The sequence below is a fragment of the Aureimonas sp. AU22 genome, assembly GCF_001463745.1.
Lineage (GTDB): Bacteria > Pseudomonadota > Alphaproteobacteria > Rhizobiales > Rhizobiaceae > Aureimonas.
On record NZ_BBWJ01000010.1, the window covers coordinates 62,139 to 84,925 of the forward strand.

Genomic DNA, 22,787 nt, shown 5'->3' on the forward strand with positions numbered 1-22,787 from the left:
CATCCGTGGCTTCCCCACCGCGCAGCCGTTCGAGACTGCGCGCCACTTTGGAACACCGCCGAACCGATCGATTTCCGCTTCTCCGCGCGACCGCTCACCCGCGGCCGGATCGCGCCTCCGTCAGTGGGTCGAGGTTGGCGAGGAGCCGGGTCAGGACGTCGCAGAACTGCGCCGCCTCCTCGTCCGTGAAGCCCGCCAGCGCATCGCGGTTGCCTTGGAACAGCACGGCGATCGCTTCCGGCAGGCGCGCGAGCGCCGCGTCCGTCAGGACGACGCGCTGGGTGCTGGCCTCCCCGTCCCGCAGCGCGACGAGGACCGCACCCGCCGTTTCGACGCCTCGATGAACCTCGCGGATGGTGCGCGTCGCGCTTAGCGCTCGGCTTTCGCGTGGTCGAAGCGGGTGCCGGCCTGTTCGATATCCGGGCCATGGGTGAGCGCCCAGACGCAAAGCGCCTCGAAGGGCTCGCGGAGCGAGTGGCCCAGCGGCGTGATCGCGTATTCCACGCCGATCGGCGCGGTCGGCAGCACCGTCCGCGTCACGAGGCCATTGCGTTCCAACCGCTTCAAGGCGTCGGCGAGGGCCTTGTGGGTGACCCCGTTCAATCGCCGCTTGATCTCGTTGAACCGCGCCGGCCTGGGGCACACCACGGTCAGGATCATGATCGTCCATTTGTCCGCGATCCGGTCGAGAACGGGCCGAATGCGTACCATGTCGGCGCGCGCCTTTTCCGACAGGATCTCGAGCTCGGTATCGTCCGTCATATCTAGGCTCATCCAAGTGCGTTCTTGCGACTAGATATCCGTCGTATATCTCGATGCCATCGCTGCACAAGGAGAACGTGCGATGGGTCGGGTTGAGAACAAGATTGCCCTCGTGGTCGGGGGCGCAAAGGGCATCGGTCTGGCGATCGCCGAGCGGCTGTCGCAGGAAGGTGCGACCGTCTTTCTGACCGGGCGACGCGCCGGCGAGGTCGAGGCGGCGGCTCGGAAACTGAACCGACAGGGGCATGGGCTCGTCGGCGACGCCGGTTCGCCGGAGGACCTTTCGCGTATGGTCGCGACAGTGCGGGAAGCCCACGGGCGCCTGGACCTTCTCGTCCTCAACGCCGGCTTGTCGGAGCCCGCCCCACTCACGGACGAGACGCCCGAGCACTTCGACCGCCACTTCGCGGTCAACGTGCGCGGGATGGTGTTCGGCCTTCAGGCGGCGCTCGGCGCGATGGGCGATGGCGGCTCGGTGGTTCTGATGGGATCGATCGCGGATACGATGGGCATCCCGCCCTACGGCACCTACGCGGCCACGAAGGCGGCGGTCCGCTCCTACGCCCGGACCTGGGCCGCCGAACTGGCGCCGCGGGGCATCCGCGTCAACGTCGTCGCCCCCGGTCCGACGGATACCGACATGATGGCGGCAGTACCGGAGGACGGGCGGGCAGCCCTTGTCGCGCCGATCCCCATGGGCCGCATGGCACGACCCGACGAAGTGGCGTCCGCAACGCTGTTTCTCCTCAGCGACGAAGCCAGCTTCATCACCGGCGCGGAGCTGTGCGTCGATGGAGGCATGCAACAGGTCTAGCCGCGATCGTCGGCGGCCGATCCCGTCCGCTTCCGGCAGTCCCGGCTCGGAAGCGGACACGGCGCGTTCCGGGATCATCCCATGCGCATGTCGGCGATCTTCCGTGTCGTCACGCGCCACGCCGAGAGTGAGACCGTCGGCGGCTGGGTGGGCGGCCGTGCCCTGGCGCCTCTCGCGGACGCGGCACCCTCGTGTCCGCGCGTCGATGCGCGGCGAGGCTTCGCACAGCCCGCCCTTGCGCAGTCCCCGCTGGTGGAACTCCGGGCCATCACGCTGACCGGACGGCAGCTTCTCGTCGCGGGTGGGCGACGGCACCCATCCCGGCGTGGAGATCCCTAAGGAGCAGCCAGTGGCTTATCGTGATCGATCCGAGCCGCGGCGCACCCCGCGCTTACGCCGATCGTGAAAGGGACCTGATGGGAGCGGTTCGGGCGTCCGACGTGCCTCGGCATTCCGATCCGAAGGGCGTATTTCGGTCGGGTCGCCGCGCTCGCGACCTCAGCCGCCAAAAATCAAAGCGGCCTCGACACACCGCCCAGGCACGGAGCAGGAGCCCATGACGACCCACGGCACAGCCCTCTCGATCCTTGCCGGAAACGCCGCGGGTCCGATCCTCCGGCTGACCGAGCCCCTGAGCTTCTGGGGCGGCGTCGACGCGGCGACGGCGGAGGTGATCGACACACGCCATCCGCAGCACGGGGCGCGCCTTTCCGGCGCCGTGGTCCTCATGCCGACCACGCGCGGCTCCTGCTCGGGGTCCGGCGTCGTCCTCGAGATGGCGCTCGCCGGCCTCGCCCCCGCCGCCCTGGTGTTCCGGGAAGCGGAAGACGTCGCGACGCTGGGAGCGCTCGTGGCCGCCGAGATGTTCGCCAGGCCCGTCCCCGTCCTGCGGCTGGGGCCGGCGGAGTTCGAAGCCCTCGCGGCGGCCGGGACCGCCACGATCGACGCGGCGGCGATCCGGGCCGATGGCCTGGAGATCCCGGTGGCGCGTCCGTCCGAGGGCGAGCTCGAGCTCGACGACCGCGATCAGGGGATGCTCGCGGGCGCCGAGGGCGAGGCCGTCGCACAGGCGATGCGTATCCTCGTCGCCATGGCGCGCCAGCAGGGCGCGGCCCGGCTCATCGACGTCACACGTGCCCATATCGACGGCTGCATCTATGCCGGCCCCGCCAACCTCGTCTTCGCCGAGGCGATGGAGGCCAAGGGGGGCCGGGTCCGCGTGCCGACGACGACCAACGCGATTTCCGTCGATCGCGAGGGGTGGCAGCGCCAGGGTGTGGCCCGCGACTTCGGGGAGCCCGCGGCCCGACTTGCCGACGCCTATGTCCGGATGGGATGCCGCCCGACCTTCACCTGCGCACCCTACCTCCTGCCCGGCGCACCGGACCGCGGCGAGCCGATCGGCTGGTCGGAGTCGAACGCCGTGATCTTCGCCAACAGCGTGCTCGGCGCCCGGACGGCCAAGCACGCCGACTTCCTCGACCTCTGCATCGCCATCACCGGGCGCGCGCCGCTGGCGGGACCGTTCCTCGAGGCCGAGCGGCGCGCCCGCGTCGTGATCACGGTCGACCTGCCGGCGGGCGCGGACGCCGCGGCCTGGCCGTTGATCGGCTATCTCGCGGGCTCGCTGGCGCCCGACCGGATCCCGCTTCTGCGCGGCCTCGCCGACGCAGCGCCGACGCCCGACGACCTCAAGGCCCTCTGCGCCGCCTTCGGGACGACCTCGGCGGCCCCGATGCTGCACGTCGAAGGGGTCACGCCCGAAGCCGACGGCGCGGCCGCGCCGGACGCACCGCACATCGCGATCGGCCGGGCGGAACTCGCGGAGGGCTGGCGCAAGCTGAACGACGGGCCGGAGGCGATCGATCTCGTCGCGATCGGCAGTCCCCATGCCTCGCTTGCCGAATGCCGCGCGCTGGCGGCGGTGCTGGCGGGACAACCCCGCCACCCGCGCGTCGCCGCCATCGTAACCGCCGGACGCCAGGTCCTCGCCGAAGCGGAGGCGGACGGGACGCGCGGGGCGCTGGCCGCAGCGGGCGTCGAGATGATCCCCGATCTCTGCTGGTGCTCGATCTCGCGCCCCGTCTTCCCGACGACCGCGAGGACGGTGATCACGACATCGGGCAAGTACGCGCACTACGGCCCCGGCCTGTCGGGCTGCGCGGTGCGTCTCGGCACGTTGACGGACTGCGCCGACGCCCTTCTGTCGGGCCGGGCCCCCGCAAGGCTCCCGACCTGGATGGCGTAGCGGTTCCCCGCCGCCGGCCCGTATGATGCGGCGGTCAGTCCTCGGCGGTGCCTTCGAGCCTTCGATGGCGGAGCAGCCATTCGCGGACCGCCATGGTGGGAACGGGGTATCGCGGCTTGCGCAGGGTCACGACATAGGCGCTCAAGCCGCCCCGCATGCCGGCGGGAAGCGCCTGCACTAGACGACCAGCGCAAAGGTCGCCTTCCACCAGGAAGCGGCTTGCGACGGCCAGCCCCTGCCCCGCGACGGCGGCGTCGATCGCCAGGGAGGTCTGGCTGAACCGCACCTGCCGGGCGGACGCGGGCAAGGCGCGTGCGAGGACGCGCTCCGCAAACTCCGGCCAGAGGTCGTGCGCGTCGTTGAGGAACGTGAAGCGGTCGAGGTCCTCCGCATCGAGCCGGGACGATCCGCCGCCGAGCAAGGCCGGGCTGCCGACGGCGACGACCTCCTGTTCGAACAGGAGATCGGCGACGAGCGCGGCGCCGAAAGGCGGGCGCCCCTGGCGCACCGCGATATCGACGCCGTCGGTCTGGAAATTCGACAGCGCCTCGGTGGCAAGAATGCGCAGTTCGATACCAGGGCAGGTTCCGGCGAAATCCGGCAGCCGCGGCAGCAGCCATTTCGACGCGAAGGTCGGCGTCACGCTGATCGTCAGCCGCGTGGGCTCGGGCCTGAGCGCCTCGGTCGCCTCGGTGATCAGCTCAAAGGCCCGCCGCAATTGCGCGGCGTAGCTTCGTCCCGGCGGCGTCAGCGCCAGCGATCGCGGCAGGCGCTCGAAAAGCCGGATGCCGAGGGCGGCTTCCAGCCCCCGGACCTGCTGCGCCACGGCGCCCTGCGTGACGCCGAGCTCTTCTGCGGCGAGCCGGAAGTTCAGATGGCGCGCCGACGCCTCGAAGGCGCGCAGGGCGTTGAGCGGCGGACGTCGGTTCGGCGAACTGGTCACCCAGTAGATTTCCTACAGTGTCGCGAGCGAACTTCTTCATAGTGGGCGCGACCCCGCAATGCCATAGCTCGGGGGTCGAGCCGCAAATCGCTCATCAACAGGACCGCAGGAGCCCGTGCCATGACCGACCGGATCGCCATCGTCACCGCAGGGGGCAGCGGCATGGGAGCGGCCGCGGCGCGGCGCCTGGCCGCCGACGGCTACAAGGTCGCCATCCTGTCCTCGTCCGGAAAGGGCGAGGCGCTCGCCGCCGAACTCGGCGGCTTCGGCGTGACGGGCTCCAACCAGTCCGTCGACGACCTCCGGCGCCTCGTCGACGGCACGATGGACCGCTGGGGCCGGATCGACGTCCTCGTCAACAGCGCCGGTCACGGGCCGCGCGCGCCCATCGTCGAGATCACCGACGAAGAGTGGCACAAGGGAATGGACGTCTATCTCCTCAACGTCGTCCGCCCCGTTCGGCTCGTCGCCCCGATCATGCGGGAGCAGCGGGGCGGTGCCATCGTCAACATCTCCACCGCCTGGGCCTTCGAGCCGAGCGCCATGTTCCCGACCTCGGGGGTCTTCCGGGCGGGGCTCGCGGCCTACGCCAAGATCTTCGCGGACGCCTTCGCCGCCGACGGCGTGCGCATGAACAACGTCCTGCCGGGCTGGATCGACAGCCTCCCGGCGACGGAGGAGCGCCGACAGGGCGTGCCGATGGGTCGCTACGGCCGGGCGGAGGAAGTGGCCGCCACGATCGCGTTCCTGGCCTCCGACGGGGCCGGCTACATCACGGGCCAGAACATCCGCGTCGACGGCGGCGTGACGCGATCGGTCTGACGTCGATGCGCGCCAGGACAGTCCCGCGGCCACCCGTTCCTCGCGACGCCTCGTCCGGCCTCGCGCTCGCCTACGCGGCCTTCGTCGCCCTCGGCGTGATCTGGGGTTCGAACTTCATTCTCGTGAAATGGGCGGCGGTCTGGATCTCCCCGAGCCAGATCGTGCTTCTGCGCGTCCTGTTCGGCTTCCTTCCCCTTCTGGTGGCGGCCCTTGCGATGGGAGCGCTGCATTGGCGCGACATCAGGCACCTTCACCACTTCCTGGTCATGTCGTTTCTGGCGACGACCTTCTACTACGTCGCCTTCGCCAAGGGCACGGTGCTGCTCCTGTCGAGCGTCGCCGGCATGCTGAGCGGGGCGATCCCGCTCTTCACCTTCGTCACGGCGCTCGTCTTCCTACGCTCGGAGCCCATCAACGCCCGCTCGGTCACGGGCACGCTTCTGGGCTTCCTCGGCATCCTTCTGATCGCCCGTCCCTGGAACGATGACATCGGCGGCGTGGATCCGGCGGGCATCCTCTGGATGATCGCGGGCTCCTTCAGCGTCGGCGCGTCCTTCGTCTACGCCAGGAAGTTCATCAGCCCCCTGGGCCTGTTGCCGCTGGCGCTGACCACCTACCAGATCGGCATCGCCCTCGTGCTGCTCCTGGCCACCACCGACCTGCAAGGCATCGGCGCGGTGTTTTCCGACGCGTGGGCGTCGCTCGGCCTGGTGCTGGGTCTCGGCCTCTGCGGCACGGGGTTCGCCTACATCCTCTACTACCGGATCGTGGGGCGTCTCGGCGCCGTGGCGGCATCGGGCGTGACGTATATCCCGCCCGTCGTGTCGCTGGCGATCGGAGCCGCGCTCGTCGGCGAACCCGTCGCACCGCTCGACGTCGCCGCGATGGCGGCGATCATCCTCGGTGTCGCGGTGCTGCAATCCGGCCGCGAGAGGATGCCCCGCGACGCCCGGCGGGAGCGGCCTGCCCGCAGCTCCCGCCCGTAGCGCCCGATCAGAAGGTCGCGGTCATCGGATCGGGGCCGAGCCGGCCCCCGGACGAGTCGAGGCCTTTGATGTCCCGCATGTCATCGGCGTCCAGGCGGAAGCCGAAGACATCGAAATTGGCGACGATGCGGCTCGGCGTCACCGACTTCGGGATCACAACCAGCCCGTTGTCGATGTGCCAGCGGATGATGACCTGCGCCGGGGTCTTGCCGTGCTTCCCGGCGATCTTCGTGATGACCGGATCCTCCAGCAGTTTTCCCTGGCCGAGCGGGCTCCAGGACTCGGTCGCGATGCCCCGCTCGGCATGGGCCTTGCGCAGAGCGCGCTGCTGGAAGCGCGGGTGCAGCTCGATCTGGTTGAGGACGGGCGTCACACCCGTTTCCGCGATCAGCCGGTCGAGGTGCTCCGCCGTGAAGTTGGAGACGCCGATGGATTTGGCGCGCCCTTCCTCCTTCAGCCGGACGAGCGCCCGCCAGGTATCGACATAGAGCCCTTTGGCAGGCGCGGGCCAATGGATGAGGTAGAGATCGACATGGTCGAGGCCGAGGCGTCCGAGGCTCGCGTCCATGGCCTTCAGCGTCGCGTCGAAGCCCTGGTCGGCGTTCCAGACCTTCGTGGTGACGAAGAGCTCCTCCCGCGCCACGCCCGACTGGCGAAGGCCCTCGCCGACGCCGCGCTCGTTCTCGTACACCGCGGCGGTATCGACATGCCGGTAGCCGGCATGGATGGCGGTGGAGACGGCCGCCGCCGCCCCGTCGTCCGGTGTCTGCCAGACGCCGAGGCCGACCTGCGGGATGGCCCTTCCGTCGTTGAAGGAAACGGTGGGGTGCTGGGTCATGGAAAACTCCGTGCATATTGGCCCAAGCCACAAGGCTGCGGCGGGCGTCGCCCCTACATAGGCTTCGAAAACGGAAGCTGAACGGCCATTTCGAGACGACGCATCTGAGACCCGGAGCCGCGGAGGGCGACGCCCTTCCTGGATGCTCGCGGCCGTTGTCATGCAGGTGACATGAGCAGGCGCTAGCGAGCGGGGCGCATCAGCCCCTTTCCGGAGTCTCTGGACCATGCGCGGTCTTCTCGCCCTCTTCGCCGCCACGACCTGTCTGGCCTCCGTCGCAGCCGCCCAGGCCACGACGATCTACCCGCTCGATCGCGCCACGATCCTGGCGCAGTCGCCCTTCGACATGAAGGTCGAATTCGACGGCGTCGTCGCCGAGGGCGACGTTTCGGTCACGATCAACGGCAAGCCCGCCGCCGAGGTTCTGGGGAGCCAGGTCGAGTTCATCGAGAAGGAGCCGGACGCCGAAGCCTCCGCCGTCCGCATCAAGGGCGTCGCGCTTGTCCAGCCCGGGTCCTACGAGGTCGTCGCCAAGGCCGGCGACGAGACCAGGACCGTGACCTGGGACGTCTACGGCACGGCCGAGACCCCGAAGGCGAAGAACGTCATCTTCCTGGTCGGCGACGGCCTGTCGGTGGCGCACCGCACCGCGGCGCGCATCATGTCCAAGGGCATGACCGAGGGCAAGGCAAACGGCCGCCTCAACATGGACGGCCTCGACCGCATGGCCTTCATCGGCACCTCGTCCACCGAAGCGGTGGCGACGGACAGCGCCAACACGATGTCGGCCTACATGACAGGCCACAAGACGGCGGTGAACGCGCTCGGCGTCTATGCCGACCGCACGAAGGATTCGATGGACGACCCGAAGGTCGAGACCATGGCCGAGGCGCTGCGCCGCCAGACCGGCCGCTCGATCGGGATCGTCACGACTTCCGAGCTCCAGGACGCGACCCCGGCGGCCGTCGCCGCCCACACCCGCCGGCGCGCCGACAAGGCCGAGATCACCGGCATGCTGTTCGACGTGACGCCGGACGTCATCATGGGCGGCGGTTCGGCCTACTTCCTGCCGCAGTCGACCCCGGGCTCCAAGCGCAAGGACGACAAGGACTACATCAAGATGTTCCAGGACGCCGGCTACACGCTGGCGACCGACAAGACGCAGCTCGAGAGCGCCAAGGGAACCAACAGCGGCAAGATCCTCGGCCTCTTCCACACCGCCAACATGGACACGACGCTCGACCGCGAGTTCCTGCGCAAGGGCACGGTGGAGAAGTTCCCGAACCAGCCGGGCCTCGCCGAGATGGCCGAGATCGCGATCGGACAGCTTTCGAAGAACCAGGACGGTTTCTTCCTGATGGTGGAAGCGGCCAACATCGACAAGATGTCCCATCCGCTCGACTGGGATCGCGCGGTCGTCGATACGATCGAGTTCGACAAGGCGGTCGGCGTCGCGATGGAGTTCGCGCGCAACAATCCGGACACGCTGGTCGTGGCGACGGGCGACCACACCCACGGCGTCTCGATCATCGGCACGGTGGACGACGAGAAGCCGGGCGACGACATGCGCGAGAAGGTCGGCACCTATGCCGAAGCCGGCTTCCCGAACTACACCGACGAGAACGGCGACGGCTACCCCGACCGCGTGGACGTGTCGCGCCGCCTGTTCTTGTCGGCCAACAACGGCCCGGACCACTACGAGACCTTCCGCCCCAAGCTCGACGGTCCGTTCGTGCCGGCGATCCAGAACGAGGCCAAGCAATACGTCGCGAACGAGGCCTACAAGGACGTGCCGGGCGCCGTGCTCGTTCAGGGCAACATCCCGCGCAGCGGCGATTCCGGCGTCCATTCGGTCGACGACATCGTGCTGCAGGCGACCGGCCCCGGCTCGGAGAGCTTCAAGGGCTACATGGAGCAGAGCGACGTCTACCGCGTCCTCGCCGACGTCATGGCGCTCGGCACCAAGCAGACGCAGTAAGGCCACGCCGCAAGGGTCGGACGCAGGGCTCGCGAAAGCCCGAGTCCGACCATCCTTCCCGATCATCGCCAAGGTCCGTTCCATGTACGATCAGCCCCGGTTCCCGGCCCTGCACCGCCGGCAGATGCTGCGTGGCACGGCGGCGCTTCTGGCCGGGCTGGGGCTTGGGATCGGCCCCGCTTTGGCTGCCGACAACCTGACCTTCGACGAGATGTACGGGTCGGTCGGCGTGCTCGGCCTCACCTTCTCCGACAAGCTCAAGCGGCTCGACGGACAGGCGGTGGCGATGCGCGGCTTCATGGCGCCGCCGTTGAAGGCCGAGGCGAATTTCTTCGTCCTCACGCAGATCCCGATGGCGCTCTGCCCCTTCTGCTCCTCCGACGCCGACTGGCCCGACAACATCGTGGTCGTCTATCTCGGCGAGGCGCAGACCTTCGAGCAGGCGAACGCCACGATCGAGGTGGAAGGGCGGCTTGAAGTCGGATCCTGGACCGATCCCCAGACCGGCTTCGTCAGCCTGGTGCGCATCGTCGATGCCGAGTTCCGGGCCGCCTGAACCGTGCTGGCCCTTGCACTGGACGGCGTCGAGGTGCGCTTTGCCGGACTGACCGCGCCGGCCCTCGACATCCCCTCACTCCGACTCGCTCCCGGCGCGCGCGTCGCGATCACCGGCCCCTCCGGGTCGGGCAAGACGACGCTGTTCAACGTCCTGACGGGGCTCGCGCGTGTCACGCAGGGGCGCGTCTGCTGGGGCGATTGCGATCTCGGCACCTTGTCCGAGCGCCGCCGAGACCGCTGGCGCGCCGGCCATGTCGGGCTGGTGATGCAGGACTTCTACCTGTTTCCCGGCCTGTCCGCCTTGGAGAACGTGCTCCTGCCCCAGCGCCTTTCGCGCCTGCGGCTGCCTCCCCACTTTCGCGACGAAGGCAGAAGGCTCCTGGCGCGCGTCGGCATCGAACGACTGGACCAGCCCGTGGAGACCCTGTCGCGCGGACAGATGCAGCGGGTAGCGGTCGCCCGCGCGCTCGTCGGCCGGCCAGGTCTGCTGGTCGCGGACGAGCCGACGGCGAGCCTCGACGCGGACGCCGGCGCGGCGGTCGCCGACCTTCTTCTGGAACTCGCCGCGGAAACCGGATCGACCTTGATCGTCGCCAGCCACGACCGGCGGCTGATCGATCGCCTCACCCATGTCCTGCGTCTCGAAGGCGGCCGCCTCGCCCGATCGGAGCCGGTGCCCGCATGATCCGCTTCATCGCCGCGGACTTGCGCCGCAACTGGATCGGCGTCCTCGCCGTCACGCTGCTGATCGCCCTGGCCACCGCGCTCGGCGTCGCCGTCACGCTTCAGGAGCGCGCGCTGCGGCTCGGCAGCGCGCGCTCGGCCGCCGCCTTCGACCTTCTCGTCGGCGCGGCGGGAAGCGAGACGCAGCTCGTCTTGTCATCCGTCTTCCTCCAGCCCGCTCCCCTGCCCCTCCTGCCCAGCCATGTCCTGTCGGACCTGCGAGCCGATCCCCGGGTCGACTGGGCCGCACCCGTAGGCTTCGGCGATTTCGCCGACGGCCACCCGATCGTCGGAACAACGGGGGACGTGATCGACGGGCTCGGCGGACTCGCCGAAGGCGCGGGCTTCAGCCACCTCGGCGATGCGGTCGTCGGCGCTTCGGTCGGCAAGTCGATCGGCGACCACTTCCGCCCCTTCCACGGCACGGTCGGCACGGCGGGCGAGGTGCACGCAGCATTCGAATACGAGGTCGTCGGCCGGATGGCTCCGACCGGCACGCCGTGGGATCGCGCGATCCTCGTCCCGATCCAGGCGGTCTGGGAAGTGCACGCGCATCACGACCACGACGAGGCGAGCGCCGGGACGACAGGCGTCGCAGCCGACCATGATGCCGCTTCCGTCGGCGACCACGACCACGGCGGCGATCACGGCGGGCATGCCCACGAGGGTCCGCTGGCCGGTGCGATCGCACCGACGTCGCTCGATCGCGCCGACAATCCGGGCGTGCCGGCGATCGTGGTCAAGCCGAAGTCCATCGCCGACGCCTACAAGCTGCGGCAGGACTATCGGCGCGAGGCGACGCTCGCGGTGTTCCCGGGCGAGGTTCTGACACGTCTCTACGGCACGCTTGGCGACGCGCGCCAGATCCTCGCCGCCGTGTCCTATGGCGCGCAATCGCTCGTGGCCGCCGCGATCCTCCTCGTCATCGCCGTGCACGTCCTGCAGAGGCGCCGCCAGATCGGGGCCCTGCGCGCCTTCGGCGCCCCGCGCGCGGTGGTGTTCTCGATCGTCTGGCTGGAAGCCTTCGTGATCCTGGCGGCGGGGGTCCTTGCGGGCTTCGCCATCGGCTACGGCGCGGTTCGCGTCCTATCCCGCCGCCTCGCCGAGGCCAGCGGCGTCGCCATGCCGGTGGCGTTCCAGCGAGCGGACCTTGGCACGCTGGCCGTGATCTTCGCCGCCGCGGCCGTCGCGACCCTCGTTCCCGCGCTCCTCGCCTACCGCCAGTCGCCGGCCGAGGCGCTGCGCAGTTGACCGATCGAGGGGGGACGCGACCGGCGCCCGGCGCGATTGCCGGGTGGCGGTCGCGCCAGCCGATCGCCGAAGCCGTCATCGCATCGGCATTGCGCACCATTCAGTGCCCCGCGTGGTGCTGCGGCGATGGCGCAACGCCGGATCGGCAGCTCCCGATCCGTGCTCAACGCTCGGGCGCGCGCTCCTCGTCGTCGCGCGGAGCCTTGTCCTCCCCCGCGCCCTCGTCGCCGGAGCCGTTCTCCGCTTCGTCGCCGAAGAACCCGTCCTCGTCCGAGTGCCTGACATCCTCGATGTCGGGCGTGATGGGGCTGATGCCCGGTGTGTTGCTCATGCGATGCCTCCCGTGCGTTGACTGGTGTCTTCGACCCAATCGGACTCGGCCATCGCCAGTTCCAGCATGGCGCCGAGGCTGGCGGTTTCGCGCGTCGGCATCGGATCGAAGACGATCTCCTCGGGCAGGCGCGTCAGCCTGACGGTGTCGCCGTCCTGCTCGATGAAGGTGTCGAAATGGGTGAAGTTGCTGGTCGTCAGGTCCAGAACGGGCTCGCGGTTGGCCTCCATTGCAGCCAGGAAGCCGTCGCCGGAACCGGTGGCCACTAGGAAGTCGGACAGGCGACGGAACAGCTTGGGCAGGATCACCGCGTCGTCGGTGATGGAGTAGAGGGACGCCACGCGAACGCCGTCCTGCGTCGCGTCCGCGGCGAAGACGCCCTTGCGTTCGGCCCGTGCGCCCCGCGCGGCGTCGGCCAGCGCGGCGCGAAGGTCGGCGAAGAGACCCCAGTGGAAGGTCGGGTAGGCGAGCCCCGCCGCGAGGGCAGCCTGATTGTAGCTCACCCCGAGCCGCTCGGCGTCGAGGAACACCTCGTCGCCGTCCCCCTCGGACGCCTCGCCCGCGAAGGCGAAGGCGATGACGCGGCCGTACTTGTCGACCGATCGTGTCAGGATGAAGCCCGGCGCGTCGTCCCGCGCGGAGGCGATCGAGCGTCGCTCAGCGGTCCAGACGACCTCGCCGATCCCGACGAAACCAAGGAGGAAGTCCGTTGCCGTCCGCGCCAGCGGCATCGGTCGGCCTCTGCCCCCCTTCTCGTGGTGCAGGCCGCGAGCGCCGTCTCGACGCGGCTGCGCGGCGAGCCCAACGCGTATAATGTCGCCGCCGGGCGCAACGGCGAGGTCGACGTCCGGGTGCGCCACTGCAGCGGGCCGGCATGGGCGACGTTCCGCACCGAACCGAACACGCATCGCCCGTCGACACGCAGCCGCGGTCCGCGCCGCCTCTTCTCGAAACTGGCCGGCCCTCTTCGGGCTCAGGCGCTGGCGAGCTTCAGCGTGACGACGCCGCCGACGATCATGGCGACGCCCGCGAAGCGGCCAAGCGAGGTCGCATCGCCGAAGAAGGCCACCCCAACCGCGAAGGTCCCGGCGGCGCCGATCCCGGTCCAGATCGCATAGGCCGTCCCGATCGGGATCTGACGCTGCGCCAGCCAGAGCATGAACCCGCTGGCGCCCATGAACGCCACGGCGATGAGGATCCCGCCCCACCGGGACGAGGGGTTCTGCGCGAGCTTGAGCCCGACCGGCCAGCCGATTTCGAGAAGTCCTGCAAGAACGAGATACAACCAAGCCATCCGACGGCCCCTGACCCTAGGTGGGCCGGGCCGTTCCCGGACGTTTGTTCCCGCAGCGGGATGAGGACGTTACCTCACGGGCCGGACCTTACGTCGCCGTCCCGGCATGTCAACCATCGGCGTGCCGGCACGGACGCTCCGTCGACGCGACGTTCCCGACGGAGGAATGCCGAAGGGGGAGTGCCGGGCTGCAGCGTCCGCCCCTCGTCACTTTCGTTTCATGGCGGCGGACAGGGCGGCACCGAACGCGCCCTCGCGCGCCGCCGGCTCGGTCTTCGGCGCTGCCGCCCTGGCGGGCGGGCGATCGGACGCGCGCTCCCGGCCTGCCGTCTGGCCTGCATCGGGCATCTCGCGGCGCATGGTGAGAGAGATGCGCTTGCGCTTCGCGTCCACCTCCACCACCCGCACCTGCACGACCTGCCCCGCCTTCACCACCTCGGCTGGGTCCTTCACGAAACGGTCGGCGAGCTGCGAGACGTGGACGAGCCCGTCCTGGTGGACCCCGATGTCGACGAAGGCGCCGAAGGCCGCGACGTTGGTGACCGTGCCTTCCAGACTCATGCCGGGCTTCAGGTCCGTGATCGCGTTGATGCCCTCCGCGAAGGCGGCGGTGCGGAAGGCGGGACGCGGATCGCGGCCGGGCTTCTCCAACTCGGCGATGATGTCCCGGACGGTCGGCAGGCCGAACCCGTCGCCGACGAAGCGCTCGGGATCGAGCGACTTCAGCGCCGATGGGTCGCGCATCACGGCCGGCACGTCGCGGCCGAGCGCCGCGACGATCCGGCGCGCCACCGGATAGGCCTCCGGATGGACGGCGGAGGCGTCGAGCGGCTCCGCGCCGCCCGCAATGCGCAGGAACCCGGCGCACTGCTCGAAGGCCTTCGGCCCGAGCCGCGGCACGTCGAGGAGCTTGCGGCGCGTCCGGAACGGCCCCTGCGCGTCGCGATGGGCGACGATGGCTTCCGCCAGCGACGGCCCGAGGCCGGCGACGCGCGACAGGAGCGCGGCGGACGCCATGTTGAGATCGACGCCGACCGCGTTCACCGCGTCCTCCACCACGGCGTCGAGCGCTTTGGACAGGCGCCCCTGGTCGACATCGTGCTGGTACTGGCCGACGCCGATCGCCTTCGGATCGACCTTGATGAGCTCCGACAGCGGGTCCTGCAGGCGGCGCGCGATCGACACGGCGCCGCGGATCGAAACATCGACGTCCGGCATCTCCTTGGACGCCAGCTCCGAAGCCGAATAGACCGAGGCGCCCGCCTCGCTGACCACCGCCTTCACGGGCTTTCTGCCCGGCAGCGCTTTGATGACCTCGGCGGCCAGCGCCTCGGTTTCCCGGCTCGCCGTGCCGTTGCCGATGGCCACGAGCTCGACATCGTGCCGCTGGATCAACTGCGCGAGCTTGGCCATGGCGCCCTGGACGTCGTTCCGTGGCTGGAAGGGATAGACCGTCGCCTGGTCCACCAGACGGCCCGTGGCATCGACCACGGCGACCTTGACGCCCGTGCGCACGCCGGGATCGAGGCCCATCGTGGCCTTCGCCCCGGCGGGCGCGGCGAGCAGCAGGTCCTTGAGGTTGCGCGAGAAGACGCGGATCGCCTCGCCGTCTGCGCCTTCCTTCAGTGTCCCCATCATCTCCGTGGTGAGGCTGAGTTTGAGCTTCTGGCGCCAGGCCCAGCGCGCGACGCCCATCAGCCAGGCGTCGGCCGGCGAGCCGCCGACGGGCTTCACGCCGGAATGGCGCGCCACCATCGCCTCGACCGGCTTCACAGGCGACGGATCGTCCGCGTCCACCTCGACGTCGAGCGTGACGACGCCCTCCTTCTCGGCGCGCAGGAGCGCCAGGACACGGTGGCTGGGGGCCGTCGCCCACTTCTCGGCGTGGTCGAAATAGTCGGAGAACTTGGCGCCGGCCTCCTCCTTGCCGGCGACGACGCGGGCGCGCACTTTCGCCTTCGCCACGAGATGGCGGCGGATCTCGCCGACGAGCGCCGGCTTTTCCACCATGCCCTCGGCGACGATATCGCGCGCGCCTTCCAGCGCCGCCTTCACGTCGGGCACCTCAGTGGTGACGAACGCGGCGGCCAGCGCCGTCGGATCGACCCGGCGGTCGGCGAGGATGCGCTCGGCCAGCGGCCCCAGCCCCTTTTCGCGCGCGGCGTCCGCCCGGTTGCGGCGCTTCGGACGGAAGGGGAGATAGACGTCCTCCAGCGCGACGCGCGTCGCCGCGGCCCGGATCGCCCGCTCGATCTCGCCGGTCAGCTTGCCCTGCTCGCGCACCAATTTCAGCACCGCCGCCCGGCGCGCCTCGAGGTCGCGCAGATATCCAAGGCGCGTCTCCAGCGTGCGCAGCTGCGTGTCGTCGAGGCCACCCGTCGCCTCCTTGCGGTAGCGGGCGATGAAGGGCACCGTCGCGCCGCCGTCGAGAAGCGCCACCGCCGCCGCGACCTGGGGGGCGCGGGCACCGATCTCGCCGGCGATGGTGGTCTCGATGGCGTTCTGCGTCTGGCTCATGTCGCTTGTCTTCCCTCAAGGCTCGTGCGGAGGACCGCTCATAGCAGCTGCCGCCCGCCGTCTCACCTGCCCGAACATGACGGCGCCTTCGCGGCATGAACGCTGCGTCGCCACGGAGCGAGGCTGCGCGATGCGTCGGGGCATGGCATGAGGCGATCGACCGCAACGGGAGAATCGAACCGATGAAGCTCTACTACAAGCCCGGCGCCTGCTCGCTCGCGCCCCACATCGTCGCCTGCGAGGCGGGCCTGGCCGTCGATCTCGTGCCGGTGGATCTGGCCAGGAAGACGCTCGAGGACGGCGGCGACTTCTTCGCCGTCAACCCGAACGGCTACGTGCCGGCGCTCGACATCGGCGAAGGGCCGGTGCTGACCGAGGCCTCGGTGGTGGTCCAGTATCTCGCCGACCGGAAGCCGGAATCCGGCTTGATGCCGGCGGCGGGCACCACGGCGCGCTACCGGGTGCAGCAATGGCTCGCCTTCGTCTCGACGGAGCTGCACAAGCAGTTCAGCCCGCTGTTCAAGCCGAACACGCCGGACGCCACCAAGGACATCCAGCGCGAGCTTCTCGCCAAGCGCTTCGCCTTCGTGAACGGCGCGCTGGAGGGCCGGACCTATCTCACCGGCGAGCAATTCACGGCGGCCGACGCCTACGCCTTCACCGTCCTGCGCTGGGCGAATGCGATGAAGCTCGACATGTCGGCCTTCCCCAACATCGCCCGCTTCATGGCCGCCGCGAACGCGCGTCCGGGCGTGGCGCAGGCGCTCAGCGAAGAGGGCCTTGCCTGATCACACCACGACGAAGCCGTGGGCGAAGGGGTCCCGGTCGTCGATGAAGATCGTGTTGATGCCGGTCTGGCGCGCCCAGCCGGCGACCGACGGCACGATCGCGGGGCGGCCCGCCACCTCGGCCGCCGCCTCCACCCGGCCTCGGAACAGGGACCCGATGATGCTCTCGTGGATGAAGTCGTCGCCGACGCTCAAGCGTCCCTTGGCCGCGAGCTGCGCCATGCGCGCCGAGGTGCCGGTGCCGCAGGGGGAGCGGTCGATCGCCTTGTCGCCATAGAACACGGCGTTGCGCGCGTGCGCCTCTTCATGGCGCGGCGCGCCGGTCCAGAGGATATGGCTGAGGCCCCGGATCGCCGGATGCTCGGGATGAACGAACTCGTACTTCTCGTTCAGCGCGCGGCGGAGCTTCGGCGAGAAGCCGATCAGCTCGCCGGCCGTGAAATCCGCCATGTCGCGAAACACGGTCTGCGGCTCGACGATGGCGTAGAAATTGCCGCCATAGGCGACGTCCACCACGACCTCGCCGAGGCCCTCGACCTCGGCCGTGAGCCCTTCCGAATGGAGGAAGCCCGGCACGTTGCGAAGGCGCACCTCCTCGACGAAGCGGCCTTCCTGCCGGTAGGTGACGTCCACCCGGCCGGCCGGGGCATCGACGGCCAGCCTGCCGGCCTCGCGCGGCGTCACCAGCCCGTTCTCGATCGCCATGGTGACGGTGCCGATGAGGCCGTGGCCGCACATCGGCAGACACCCCGAGGTCTCGATGAAGAGGACGCCGACGTCGCAGTCGGGGCGTGTCGGAGGATAGAGGATCGAGCCCGACATCATGTCGTGGCCGCGCGGCTCGAACATCAGGCCGGTGCGGATCCAGTCGTATTCCGCCAGGAAGTGCGCGCGCTTCTCCAGCATGGTCGCACCCTCCAGCACCGGGCCGCCGCCGGAGACGAGGCGCACGGGATTGCCGCAGGTGTGGCCGTCGAGGCAGGAGAAGGTGCGGTTGGCCATGGAACGCCTCAAGCGAAACGCTGGGGGGAGAAGGGGGCGAGGTCGACCGGCGGGGTCCGGCCGGTCAGGAGGTCCGCGACGATCCGCGCGGTTCCGGCCGATTGCGTCAGGCCGAGATGGCCGTGGCCAAAGGCATGGACGACGCGCCGGCTGCCGCGCGCAAAGCCGATCGCCGGCAGCGAGTCCGGCAGCGACGGGCGGAAGCCCATCCATTGCCGGCCGCCCTCGGTCCGCAGACCCGGCAGGAAGCTCTCGGCCTTGGCAAGCATGGCCGTGGAGCGCTTGAAGTTCGGCTTCAGCTGCAGACCGCCGAGCTCCACCGCACCGCCGACGCGGATGCCGGAGGCCAGCCGCGTGACCACGAAGCCGTGCCCCCCGAACGTGACCTGCGTGCGCAGGTCGAACGCATTGGCTGGCAGGGTCGTGTTGTAGCCGCGCTCGGTCTCCAGCGGAACGCGCTCGCCGATCGTGGCCGCGAGGCGATGGGAGAAGGCGCCCGCCGCCACCACGACCTCGGTCGCGCGCAGCCCGGCGCCCTCGACGGTGACGCCGCTGGCGTCGGGGCGAAGCCGAAGCGCCTCGCCCCGCTCGATCCGGCCCCCGTCCGCGCGGAACCGCTCGGCCAGCGCCAGGACATAGTCCTTCGGGTCGGCGATCGAGAACCAGCCGGGCGTGAACGTACCCCGCACGAAGCGTGGCGACAGGCCGGGCTGGACCTCCGCCATCTCGTCCGCCCGCATGTGGCGGAACGCGATGCCGTGACGCTCGCGCGCGTCCCAACCCGACAAGGAGGCGCGCCATTCGGCGTCGCTCTCGTAGACCTCGAGATTGCCGTCGCGCCGCAGCATGGACAGCGTTCCCGTGGCGGCCAGGAACGGCTCGAGCTCGGCCTTGGAGAGGTCCATCAGCGCGGTCTGCGCCGTGGTCGCCGCCTCGACGCGGGCGGGCGAGCAGGCCCGCGCCACGCGCAGCATCCAGGGTGCGATGCGCAGCGCGTAAGAGGGCGGCACCGTGAGGGGCCCCAGCGGGTCGAGCAGCCAGCGCGGGGCCTTGCGCATCAGGCCGGGCGAGGCGAGCGGCAGGATGTCGGTGAAGGCGAAGGCCCCGGCATTGCCGGCCGAGGCGCCGGCCGCGGGCCCCTCGCGGTCGAGCACGGTGACGGTCTTTCCCCGCGCCTGCAGGGCGAGGGCCGACGAAAGGCCGACGACGCCGGCCCCGATCACGATCACATCCGGCTGCGCTGCTTCGCTCATGCCAGAGCTATGCTCCCGCTGCCGTCAGGCCGCAAGGCGCGGCGCATGGGAGGCGGTCTTCGACCAGCTGGCGTACCAGGCGTCGAAGAGCTTGAGCTGCGCTTCGGCGAAGCCGCGCTGCGAATCCGACAGGACATCGCCCTCGTTGAACTGAAGCGCGAACTCGGCGTGCCCCTTCAGGACCATGAGGTGCTTGAAGTAGAGGACGAGATCCGGGCCTTCGTCGAACGAGGACAGGACGGCGAGCGCGGCTTCGAGCTCGAGAGCCTGGCGGCGCGCGTCCGCGTCGCCCTTGGCGGCGGCTTGCGCGAGCGCGCAGAGATGCAGCACCTCGCGCGGCAGGACGTTGCCGATGCCCGTGATCGCGCCCGTCGCGCCGCAATTGACGAAGCCGTGGACGACGGCCGTGTCGACGCCGACCATCAGCGTCACGTCGTCGTCGCGGCTGGTGATGTGCTCGGCGGCGTAGCGCAGGTCGTCCGGCCCGCCGAACTCCTTGAAGCCGACGAGGTTCGGATGCTCGGCGCGGATCGCGAAGAAGAGTTCCGCCTTGGTGGAATAGCCGTAGTACGGGCTGTTGTAGATGACGGCGGGAAGCCCGGGCGCGGCGGAGAGAACCGCCTTGAAATGCGCCTTCTGGGCGGCCGGCACCGTGCCGCGCGACAGGAGGCGCGGGATGACCATGAGCCCCTTGGCGCCGACGCTCGCGGCGTGCGCCGCATGGGCGACGGCGGACGCGGTGTTGACGGCGCCCGTGCCCACGATCACCGGCACGCCGGCCGTCACGAGACGCTCGACGCCTTCCATACGCTGCGCATCGGTCAGGAGCGGCCAGTCACCCATCGAGCCGCAATAGACCACCGCCGACATGCCGGCCGCGATCAGCCGCTGCCCTGTCGCGACCAGCGCGTCGAAGTCCGGCGTGCGGTCCGCCTTGCAAGGCGTCATGAGCGCCGGAACGACGCCGGAGAAGATGGACGAGGACATGGCTGGCTCCCAAAGGTTCGGGCGGGCGCCAAACGGCGCCTTCACGCTCCATGGGCCACCAGTACCACCTTGCATTCTATTTGTCGACAACGATGCGATCGAGGTCGATGGCGAGATCGGACCGCCGCGCCATGAGACGGTTGACCTGCTCGACGATCTGCTCGGCGTGGATCCGGGCCAGTCGGTCCGCCGCCTCGATGTCGCGCACGGCGACGGCGGCGATCAGATCCTCGTGCTCCTCGACGAAACGCGGCGGCAGGCGGTCGTTGTAGGAGTCGTAGTAGAGGCGCAGGAGGCGGCGGCCGTCGTTCAGGAGCCGCTCAAAGAGGCCGGCGAAGTAGGGGTTGCGCCCGGCCGCCGCGATGGCCGCGTGGAAGGCGGCGTTCGTGGCGATCATGGCGAGCGCGTCCTGCGCGGCGACGGCGGCCGCGAACTCGGCCTGCGCCGAGCGGATCGGGCCGAGATCGTCGGGACGATGGTGCTCGGCGGCCAGCCGCGTCGTCACCCGGTACATCAGCACCAGCGCGTCGAAGAACGGCGGAAGGCTCGCGGCATCGAGCGCGGCGACGAGGGTGGACCGGTTGGGCAGCGCGGTGACCAGCCCCTCCCCCTGCAGTCGCACCAGCGCCTCGCGGATCGGCGTGCGCGAGAGGCCGAAGCGGTCGGCCAGCGCCACCTCGTCCACGGGACTGCCGGGTGCCAGCCGCAGGTCCAGGATCTCGTCGCGCAGCTGCTCGTAGACGAGGCGCGCGCCCGAGCCGCGCCGGCGCTCGGGGACCGAGGGTTCGTCGGGCTCGTTCATGGGGGCTCCTCGAAGGCGGACCGTGCCAAGCTTTAGGAGGCGCGGCGCGCGAAGACCAGTCCGGACCGCTCAGCCGCGCGACCAGAGCGTTTCCACCTCGCAGTCTCCCCGCATGCGCACGACGCGGCGCGCATGAAGCGAAATGTCCGGCACGCCCGGCGAGACGGCCAGCTCCACCACCCGCTCGCCGCGCGACCGCTTCGCCCGCCATTCGGCGTAAGGGTAGTCCGCGATGGAGAGGAAGGTGGAGCGCCCGCGCGGCACGGCCCGGCGCTGCGCAAATCCCGAATTGATCGCGCAGAGGGTGATGTCGGGGCCATGGGCCGAGACCAGGGAGGCGGTATCGACCTCGATCACGTCGTGCGCCTCCCGCCGGTACGAACCGGCGTTCAGCATCCGCAGGAGGCGGGTGCGCGTCAACGAGAAGAAGGCCCGTGCGTTGAGGAGCGCGTACCAGTCGGCGGGGCGCAAGCCGTCCTCAAGGCAGGCGCGGAGGCTCCGGTCGCTCATCGGCTTCTGGTCGCGGATCGTCGCCTCGCCGAGCCGGGGATGCCGGATGACGACCGACGCCGACCGCCGCGCCTCGATCGCCCGCCGGTCCTTGGCCGCCACCTCGAAAAGGTCGAGAAGGGCGTTCGTACCCCAGAGCCCGTGCCGCCGGATGGACGGCCAGGAGCCGGCGGCCGCCATGTGGTAGAGGACGGGACAGTCCTCGATCAGTTCGGCGAGTTCGTCCGCGCCCACCCGTCGCCTCCCCGTTCCCCGGCCCCGGCTTCTTGCGGAGGTTCCATGGACCGGATCGGGAATGGCCGGCAGACGGCGCGTTGTCGCGCGTCGCGTCCCGCCTTCAGGCGAAAAGCTGCCAGCGCTTCGGCCGGACGGTGATGGGGGTTCCGGTCTGGCTCGGGGCTTCGGCCGGCAGTTCGACCTCGATGCGGCGGGCGGGGTTGCCGGAGTTGAACTCGGCCATGCGCGCGCTGCCGACGCGCCGCGTCAGCGAGATGTGGCCGGACAGGCCCTGGCTGCCGGCGGGCAGCACCTCGAAGTCGTGCGGGCGCACGAACATGCGGAACGCCCCGTCGCGCTCCTGCGTGCGCCCGAGCGACACGCCGTCATGGGCGATCTCGCCGCCGCGAACCTCGACGGGGAATTCGTTGGACTGCCCGATGAAGGAGAACACGAAGGGGCTCTGCGGCCGATCGTAGATGTCGTCGGCCGAGCCGACCTGCTCGATCCGCCCCTGGCTCATCACCACCACCCGGTCGGCGAGTTCCACCGCCTCGTCCTGGTCGTGGGTGACGAAGACCGTGGTGTGGCCGGTGCGCTCGTGCAGCTCGCGCAGCCAGCGGCGGAGGTCCTTGCGCACCTTGGCATCGAGCGCGCCGAAGGGCTCGTCGAGCAGCAGGACGCGCGGCTCGATGGCGAGCGCGCGGGCGAGCGCGACGCGCTGTCGCTGGCCGCCCGAGAGCTGCATCGGGTAGCGCTTGCCCAGCTCCGGCAGCTGCACGAGGTCGAGAAGCTCCTGCGTCCGGCGCCGGATCTCGGCGCCCGCAGGCCGGCTCCCACGCTCGCGCACCGAGAGACCGAAGCCGATATTGTCGGCCACCGTCATGTGCTTGAACAGAGCGTAGTGCTGGAACACGAAGCCGACATTGCGCTCCTGGACGGTTTTGCCCGAGGCGTCCTCGTCGCCGAACAGGATCTGGCCGGAGGTCGGAAACTCGAGACCGGCGATGAGGCGCAGGAGCGTCGTTTTCCCCGAGCCCGACGGCCCGAGCAGCGCGATCAGCTCGCCCGAGCGGATATCGAGCGAGACGTCGTGGAGGGCGGGATAGCGGTCGAATTCCTTGCGGATGTTGCGCACGCCGATCTTCATGGGGTGGGCTCCGT

General features: G+C 70.2%; 24 protein-coding genes. 10 read left to right on the forward strand and 14 right to left on the reverse strand.

Features of this window, described 5'->3' with window-relative positions; translation table 11 throughout:
• Nucleotides 1-94: 94 nt before the first annotated feature.
• Nucleotides 95-226 (reverse strand): hypothetical protein, encoded by a 132-nt coding sequence (locus AUL34_RS22980; RefSeq protein WP_274532645.1) that lies wholly within the window; start codon nucleotides 224-226, stop codon nucleotides 95-97.
• 143 nt (nucleotides 227-369) lie between these two features.
• Complete coding sequence (locus AUL34_RS03680) at nucleotides 370-762, reverse strand: helix-turn-helix domain-containing protein (protein WP_061931332.1); 393 nt, start codon at nucleotides 760-762, stop codon at nucleotides 370-372.
• A gap of 82 nt (nucleotides 763-844) precedes the next feature.
• Between AUL34_RS03680 and AUL34_RS03685 the strand changes: the two genes are divergently transcribed.
• The 3 genes from AUL34_RS03685 to AUL34_RS03695 all read left to right on the forward strand — a co-directional run bounded on the left by AUL34_RS03685 (nucleotide 845) and on the right by AUL34_RS03695 (nucleotide 3,824).
• A complete protein-coding gene (locus tag AUL34_RS03685; protein WP_061931334.1) occupies nucleotides 845-1,576 on the forward strand; it encodes an SDR family NAD(P)-dependent oxidoreductase in 732 nt (243 codons plus the stop codon).
• A gap of 81 nt (nucleotides 1,577-1,657) precedes the next feature.
• Nucleotides 1,658-1,915 carry a hypothetical protein gene (locus AUL34_RS03690; protein ID WP_061931336.1) on the forward strand — a complete coding sequence of 86 codons (258 nt, stop codon included), beginning with the start codon at nucleotides 1,658-1,660 and terminating at the stop codon, nucleotides 1,913-1,915.
• A 217-nt stretch (nucleotides 1,916-2,132) separates the two neighbouring features.
• Entirely contained in the window at nucleotides 2,133-3,824 is a 1,692-nt protein-coding gene (locus tag AUL34_RS03695) for an aconitase X (protein ID WP_061931337.1), read from the forward strand.
• Between the two features lie 34 nt (nucleotides 3,825-3,858).
• Here the strand turns inward: AUL34_RS03695 and AUL34_RS03700 are convergent, their stop codons facing one another.
• A complete protein-coding gene (locus tag AUL34_RS03700) occupies nucleotides 3,859-4,767 on the reverse strand; it encodes a LysR substrate-binding domain-containing protein (RefSeq protein ID WP_061931339.1) in 909 nt (302 codons plus the stop codon).
• Between the two features lie 120 nt (nucleotides 4,768-4,887).
• Between AUL34_RS03700 and AUL34_RS03705 the strand changes: the two genes are divergently transcribed.
• Nucleotides 4,888-5,589 (forward strand): SDR family oxidoreductase, encoded by a 702-nt coding sequence (locus AUL34_RS03705; protein ID WP_061931341.1) that lies wholly within the window; start codon nucleotides 4,888-4,890, stop codon nucleotides 5,587-5,589.
• A gap of 5 nt (nucleotides 5,590-5,594) precedes the next feature.
• Nucleotides 5,595-6,575 (forward strand): DMT family transporter, encoded by a 981-nt coding sequence (locus AUL34_RS03710; protein ID WP_082653136.1) that lies wholly within the window; start codon nucleotides 5,595-5,597, stop codon nucleotides 6,573-6,575.
• A gap of 7 nt (nucleotides 6,576-6,582) precedes the next feature.
• On the opposite strand, the gene AUL34_RS03715 is transcribed toward AUL34_RS03710, so the two are convergent.
• Nucleotides 6,583-7,413 carry an aldo/keto reductase gene (locus tag AUL34_RS03715; protein ID WP_061931343.1) on the reverse strand — a complete coding sequence of 277 codons (831 nt, stop codon included), beginning with the start codon at nucleotides 7,411-7,413 and terminating at the stop codon, nucleotides 6,583-6,585.
• Nucleotides 7,414-7,639: 226 nt separating this feature from the next.
• Here AUL34_RS03715 and AUL34_RS03720 point away from each other — a divergent pair, with 226 nt between their 5' ends.
• The 4 genes from AUL34_RS03720 (at nucleotide 7,640) to AUL34_RS03735 (ending at nucleotide 11,923) form a co-directional block, all read left to right on the forward strand.
• Nucleotides 7,640-9,391: an alkaline phosphatase gene (locus AUL34_RS03720; RefSeq protein ID WP_061931345.1), complete on the forward strand. Its 1,752-nt coding sequence runs from the start codon at nucleotides 7,640-7,642 to the stop codon at nucleotides 9,389-9,391.
• A gap of 82 nt (nucleotides 9,392-9,473) precedes the next feature.
• Nucleotides 9,474-9,947, forward strand: coding sequence for a hypothetical protein (locus AUL34_RS03725; protein ID WP_061931347.1), 474 nt, complete (start codon nucleotides 9,474-9,476; stop codon nucleotides 9,945-9,947).
• Nucleotides 9,948-9,950: 3 nt separating this feature from the next.
• On the forward strand, nucleotides 9,951-10,634 hold the full coding sequence (locus tag AUL34_RS03730; RefSeq protein ID WP_061931349.1) for an ABC transporter ATP-binding protein: 684 nt from the start codon (nucleotides 9,951-9,953) through the stop codon (nucleotides 10,632-10,634).
• Nucleotides 10,631-11,923, forward strand: a complete 1,293-nt coding sequence (locus AUL34_RS03735) for an ABC transporter permease (protein ID WP_061931351.1) — start codon at nucleotides 10,631-10,633, stop codon at nucleotides 11,921-11,923. The genes AUL34_RS03730 and AUL34_RS03735 overlap by 4 nt, the downstream gene beginning before the upstream one ends.
• A 163-nt stretch (nucleotides 11,924-12,086) precedes the next feature.
• On the opposite strand, the gene AUL34_RS22135 is transcribed toward AUL34_RS03735, so the two are convergent.
• The 4 genes from AUL34_RS22135 to AUL34_RS03750 form a co-directional block, all read right to left on the reverse strand.
• Nucleotides 12,087-12,254 (reverse strand): hypothetical protein, encoded by a 168-nt coding sequence (locus tag AUL34_RS22135; RefSeq protein WP_156420768.1) that lies wholly within the window; start codon nucleotides 12,252-12,254, stop codon nucleotides 12,087-12,089.
• Nucleotides 12,251-12,985: a hypothetical protein gene (locus tag AUL34_RS03740; protein WP_061931353.1), complete on the reverse strand. Its 735-nt coding sequence runs from the start codon at nucleotides 12,983-12,985 to the stop codon at nucleotides 12,251-12,253. The genes AUL34_RS22135 and AUL34_RS03740 overlap by 4 nt, the downstream gene beginning before the upstream one ends.
• A 242-nt stretch (nucleotides 12,986-13,227) precedes the next feature.
• Nucleotides 13,228-13,548 (reverse strand): multidrug efflux SMR transporter, encoded by a 321-nt coding sequence (locus AUL34_RS03745; RefSeq protein ID WP_061931355.1) that lies wholly within the window; start codon nucleotides 13,546-13,548, stop codon nucleotides 13,228-13,230.
• 207 nt (nucleotides 13,549-13,755) lie between these two features.
• Nucleotides 13,756-16,065 (reverse strand): Tex family protein, encoded by a 2,310-nt coding sequence (locus AUL34_RS03750; RefSeq protein ID WP_061931357.1) that lies wholly within the window; start codon nucleotides 16,063-16,065, stop codon nucleotides 13,756-13,758.
• A 182-nt stretch (nucleotides 16,066-16,247) separates the two neighbouring features.
• On the opposite strand from AUL34_RS03750, the gene gstA reads away from it, so the two are divergent.
• Complete coding sequence (gstA, locus tag AUL34_RS03755) at nucleotides 16,248-16,853, forward strand: glutathione transferase GstA (RefSeq protein ID WP_061931359.1); 606 nt, start codon at nucleotides 16,248-16,250, stop codon at nucleotides 16,851-16,853.
• Here the strand turns inward: gstA and AUL34_RS03760 are convergent, their stop codons facing one another.
• The 6 genes from AUL34_RS03760 to AUL34_RS03785 form a co-directional block, all read right to left on the reverse strand.
• Nucleotides 16,854-17,855, reverse strand: a complete 1,002-nt coding sequence (locus AUL34_RS03760) for a 4-hydroxyproline epimerase (RefSeq protein WP_061931360.1) — start codon at nucleotides 17,853-17,855, stop codon at nucleotides 16,854-16,856.
• Nucleotides 17,856-17,863: 8 nt separating this feature from the next.
• A complete protein-coding gene (locus AUL34_RS03765) occupies nucleotides 17,864-19,108 on the reverse strand; it encodes an FAD-binding oxidoreductase (protein WP_061931362.1) in 1,245 nt (414 codons plus the stop codon).
• Between the two features lie 24 nt (nucleotides 19,109-19,132).
• Nucleotides 19,133-20,095, reverse strand: coding sequence for a dihydrodipicolinate synthase family protein (locus AUL34_RS03770; protein ID WP_061931364.1), 963 nt, complete (start codon nucleotides 20,093-20,095; stop codon nucleotides 19,133-19,135).
• A gap of 76 nt (nucleotides 20,096-20,171) precedes the next feature.
• Nucleotides 20,172-20,897, reverse strand: a complete 726-nt coding sequence (locus tag AUL34_RS03775; protein WP_061931366.1) for a GntR family transcriptional regulator — start codon at nucleotides 20,895-20,897, stop codon at nucleotides 20,172-20,174.
• A 69-nt stretch (nucleotides 20,898-20,966) separates the two neighbouring features.
• Nucleotides 20,967-21,641 carry a hypothetical protein gene (locus AUL34_RS03780; RefSeq protein WP_061931367.1) on the reverse strand — a complete coding sequence of 225 codons (675 nt, stop codon included), beginning with the start codon at nucleotides 21,639-21,641 and terminating at the stop codon, nucleotides 20,967-20,969.
• Nucleotides 21,642-21,744: 103 nt separating this feature from the next.
• The gene (locus tag AUL34_RS03785) at nucleotides 21,745-22,773 is read right to left on the reverse strand and encodes a sulfate/molybdate ABC transporter ATP-binding protein (RefSeq protein ID WP_061931369.1); all 1,029 of its coding nucleotides are present in this window, start codon (nucleotides 22,771-22,773) and stop codon (nucleotides 21,745-21,747) included.
• Nucleotides 22,774-22,787: the final 14 nt, after the last annotated feature.

Coding starts and splice junctions, on each gene's coding strand:
- AUL34_RS03695 (WP_061931337.1), top strand. CDS start 2,133: ATGACGACCCACGGCACAGCCCTCTCGATCCTTGCCGGAAACGCCGCG.
- AUL34_RS03680 (WP_061931332.1), bottom strand. CDS start 762: ATGACGGACGATACCGAGCTCGAGATCCTGTCGGAAAAGGCGCGCGCC.
- AUL34_RS03725 (WP_061931347.1), top strand. CDS start 9,474: ATGTACGATCAGCCCCGGTTCCCGGCCCTGCACCGCCGGCAGATGCTG.
- AUL34_RS03710 (WP_082653136.1), top strand. CDS start 5,595: ATGCGCGCCAGGACAGTCCCGCGGCCACCCGTTCCTCGCGACGCCTCG.
- AUL34_RS03765 (WP_061931362.1), bottom strand. CDS start 19,108: ATGAGCGAAGCAGCGCAGCCGGATGTGATCGTGATCGGGGCCGGCGTC.
- AUL34_RS03715 (WP_061931343.1), bottom strand. CDS start 7,413: ATGACCCAGCACCCCACCGTTTCCTTCAACGACGGAAGGGCCATCCCG.
- AUL34_RS03705 (WP_061931341.1), top strand. CDS start 4,888: ATGACCGACCGGATCGCCATCGTCACCGCAGGGGGCAGCGGCATGGGA.
- AUL34_RS03720 (WP_061931345.1), top strand. CDS start 7,640: ATGCGCGGTCTTCTCGCCCTCTTCGCCGCCACGACCTGTCTGGCCTCC.
- AUL34_RS03770 (WP_061931364.1), bottom strand. CDS start 20,095: ATGTCCTCGTCCATCTTCTCCGGCGTCGTTCCGGCGCTCATGACGCCT.
- AUL34_RS03750 (WP_061931357.1), bottom strand. CDS start 16,065: ATGAGCCAGACGCAGAACGCCATCGAGACCACCATCGCCGGCGAGATC.
- AUL34_RS03740 (WP_061931353.1), bottom strand. CDS start 12,985: ATGCCGCTGGCGCGGACGGCAACGGACTTCCTCCTTGGTTTCGTCGGG.
- AUL34_RS03745 (WP_061931355.1), bottom strand. CDS start 13,548: ATGGCTTGGTTGTATCTCGTTCTTGCAGGACTTCTCGAAATCGGCTGG.
- AUL34_RS22135 (WP_156420768.1), bottom strand. CDS start 12,254: ATGAGCAACACACCGGGCATCAGCCCCATCACGCCCGACATCGAGGAT.
- AUL34_RS03690 (WP_061931336.1), top strand. CDS start 1,658: ATGCGCATGTCGGCGATCTTCCGTGTCGTCACGCGCCACGCCGAGAGT.
- AUL34_RS03685 (WP_061931334.1), top strand. CDS start 845: ATGGGTCGGGTTGAGAACAAGATTGCCCTCGTGGTCGGGGGCGCAAAG.
- AUL34_RS03775 (WP_061931366.1), bottom strand. CDS start 20,897: ATGAACGAGCCCGACGAACCCTCGGTCCCCGAGCGCCGGCGCGGCTCG.
- AUL34_RS03785 (WP_061931369.1), bottom strand. CDS start 22,773: ATGAAGATCGGCGTGCGCAACATCCGCAAGGAATTCGACCGCTATCCC.
- AUL34_RS03735 (WP_061931351.1), top strand. CDS start 10,631: ATGATCCGCTTCATCGCCGCGGACTTGCGCCGCAACTGGATCGGCGTC.
- AUL34_RS03760 (WP_061931360.1), bottom strand. CDS start 17,855: ATGGCCAACCGCACCTTCTCCTGCCTCGACGGCCACACCTGCGGCAAT.
- gstA (WP_061931359.1), top strand. CDS start 16,248: ATGAAGCTCTACTACAAGCCCGGCGCCTGCTCGCTCGCGCCCCACATC.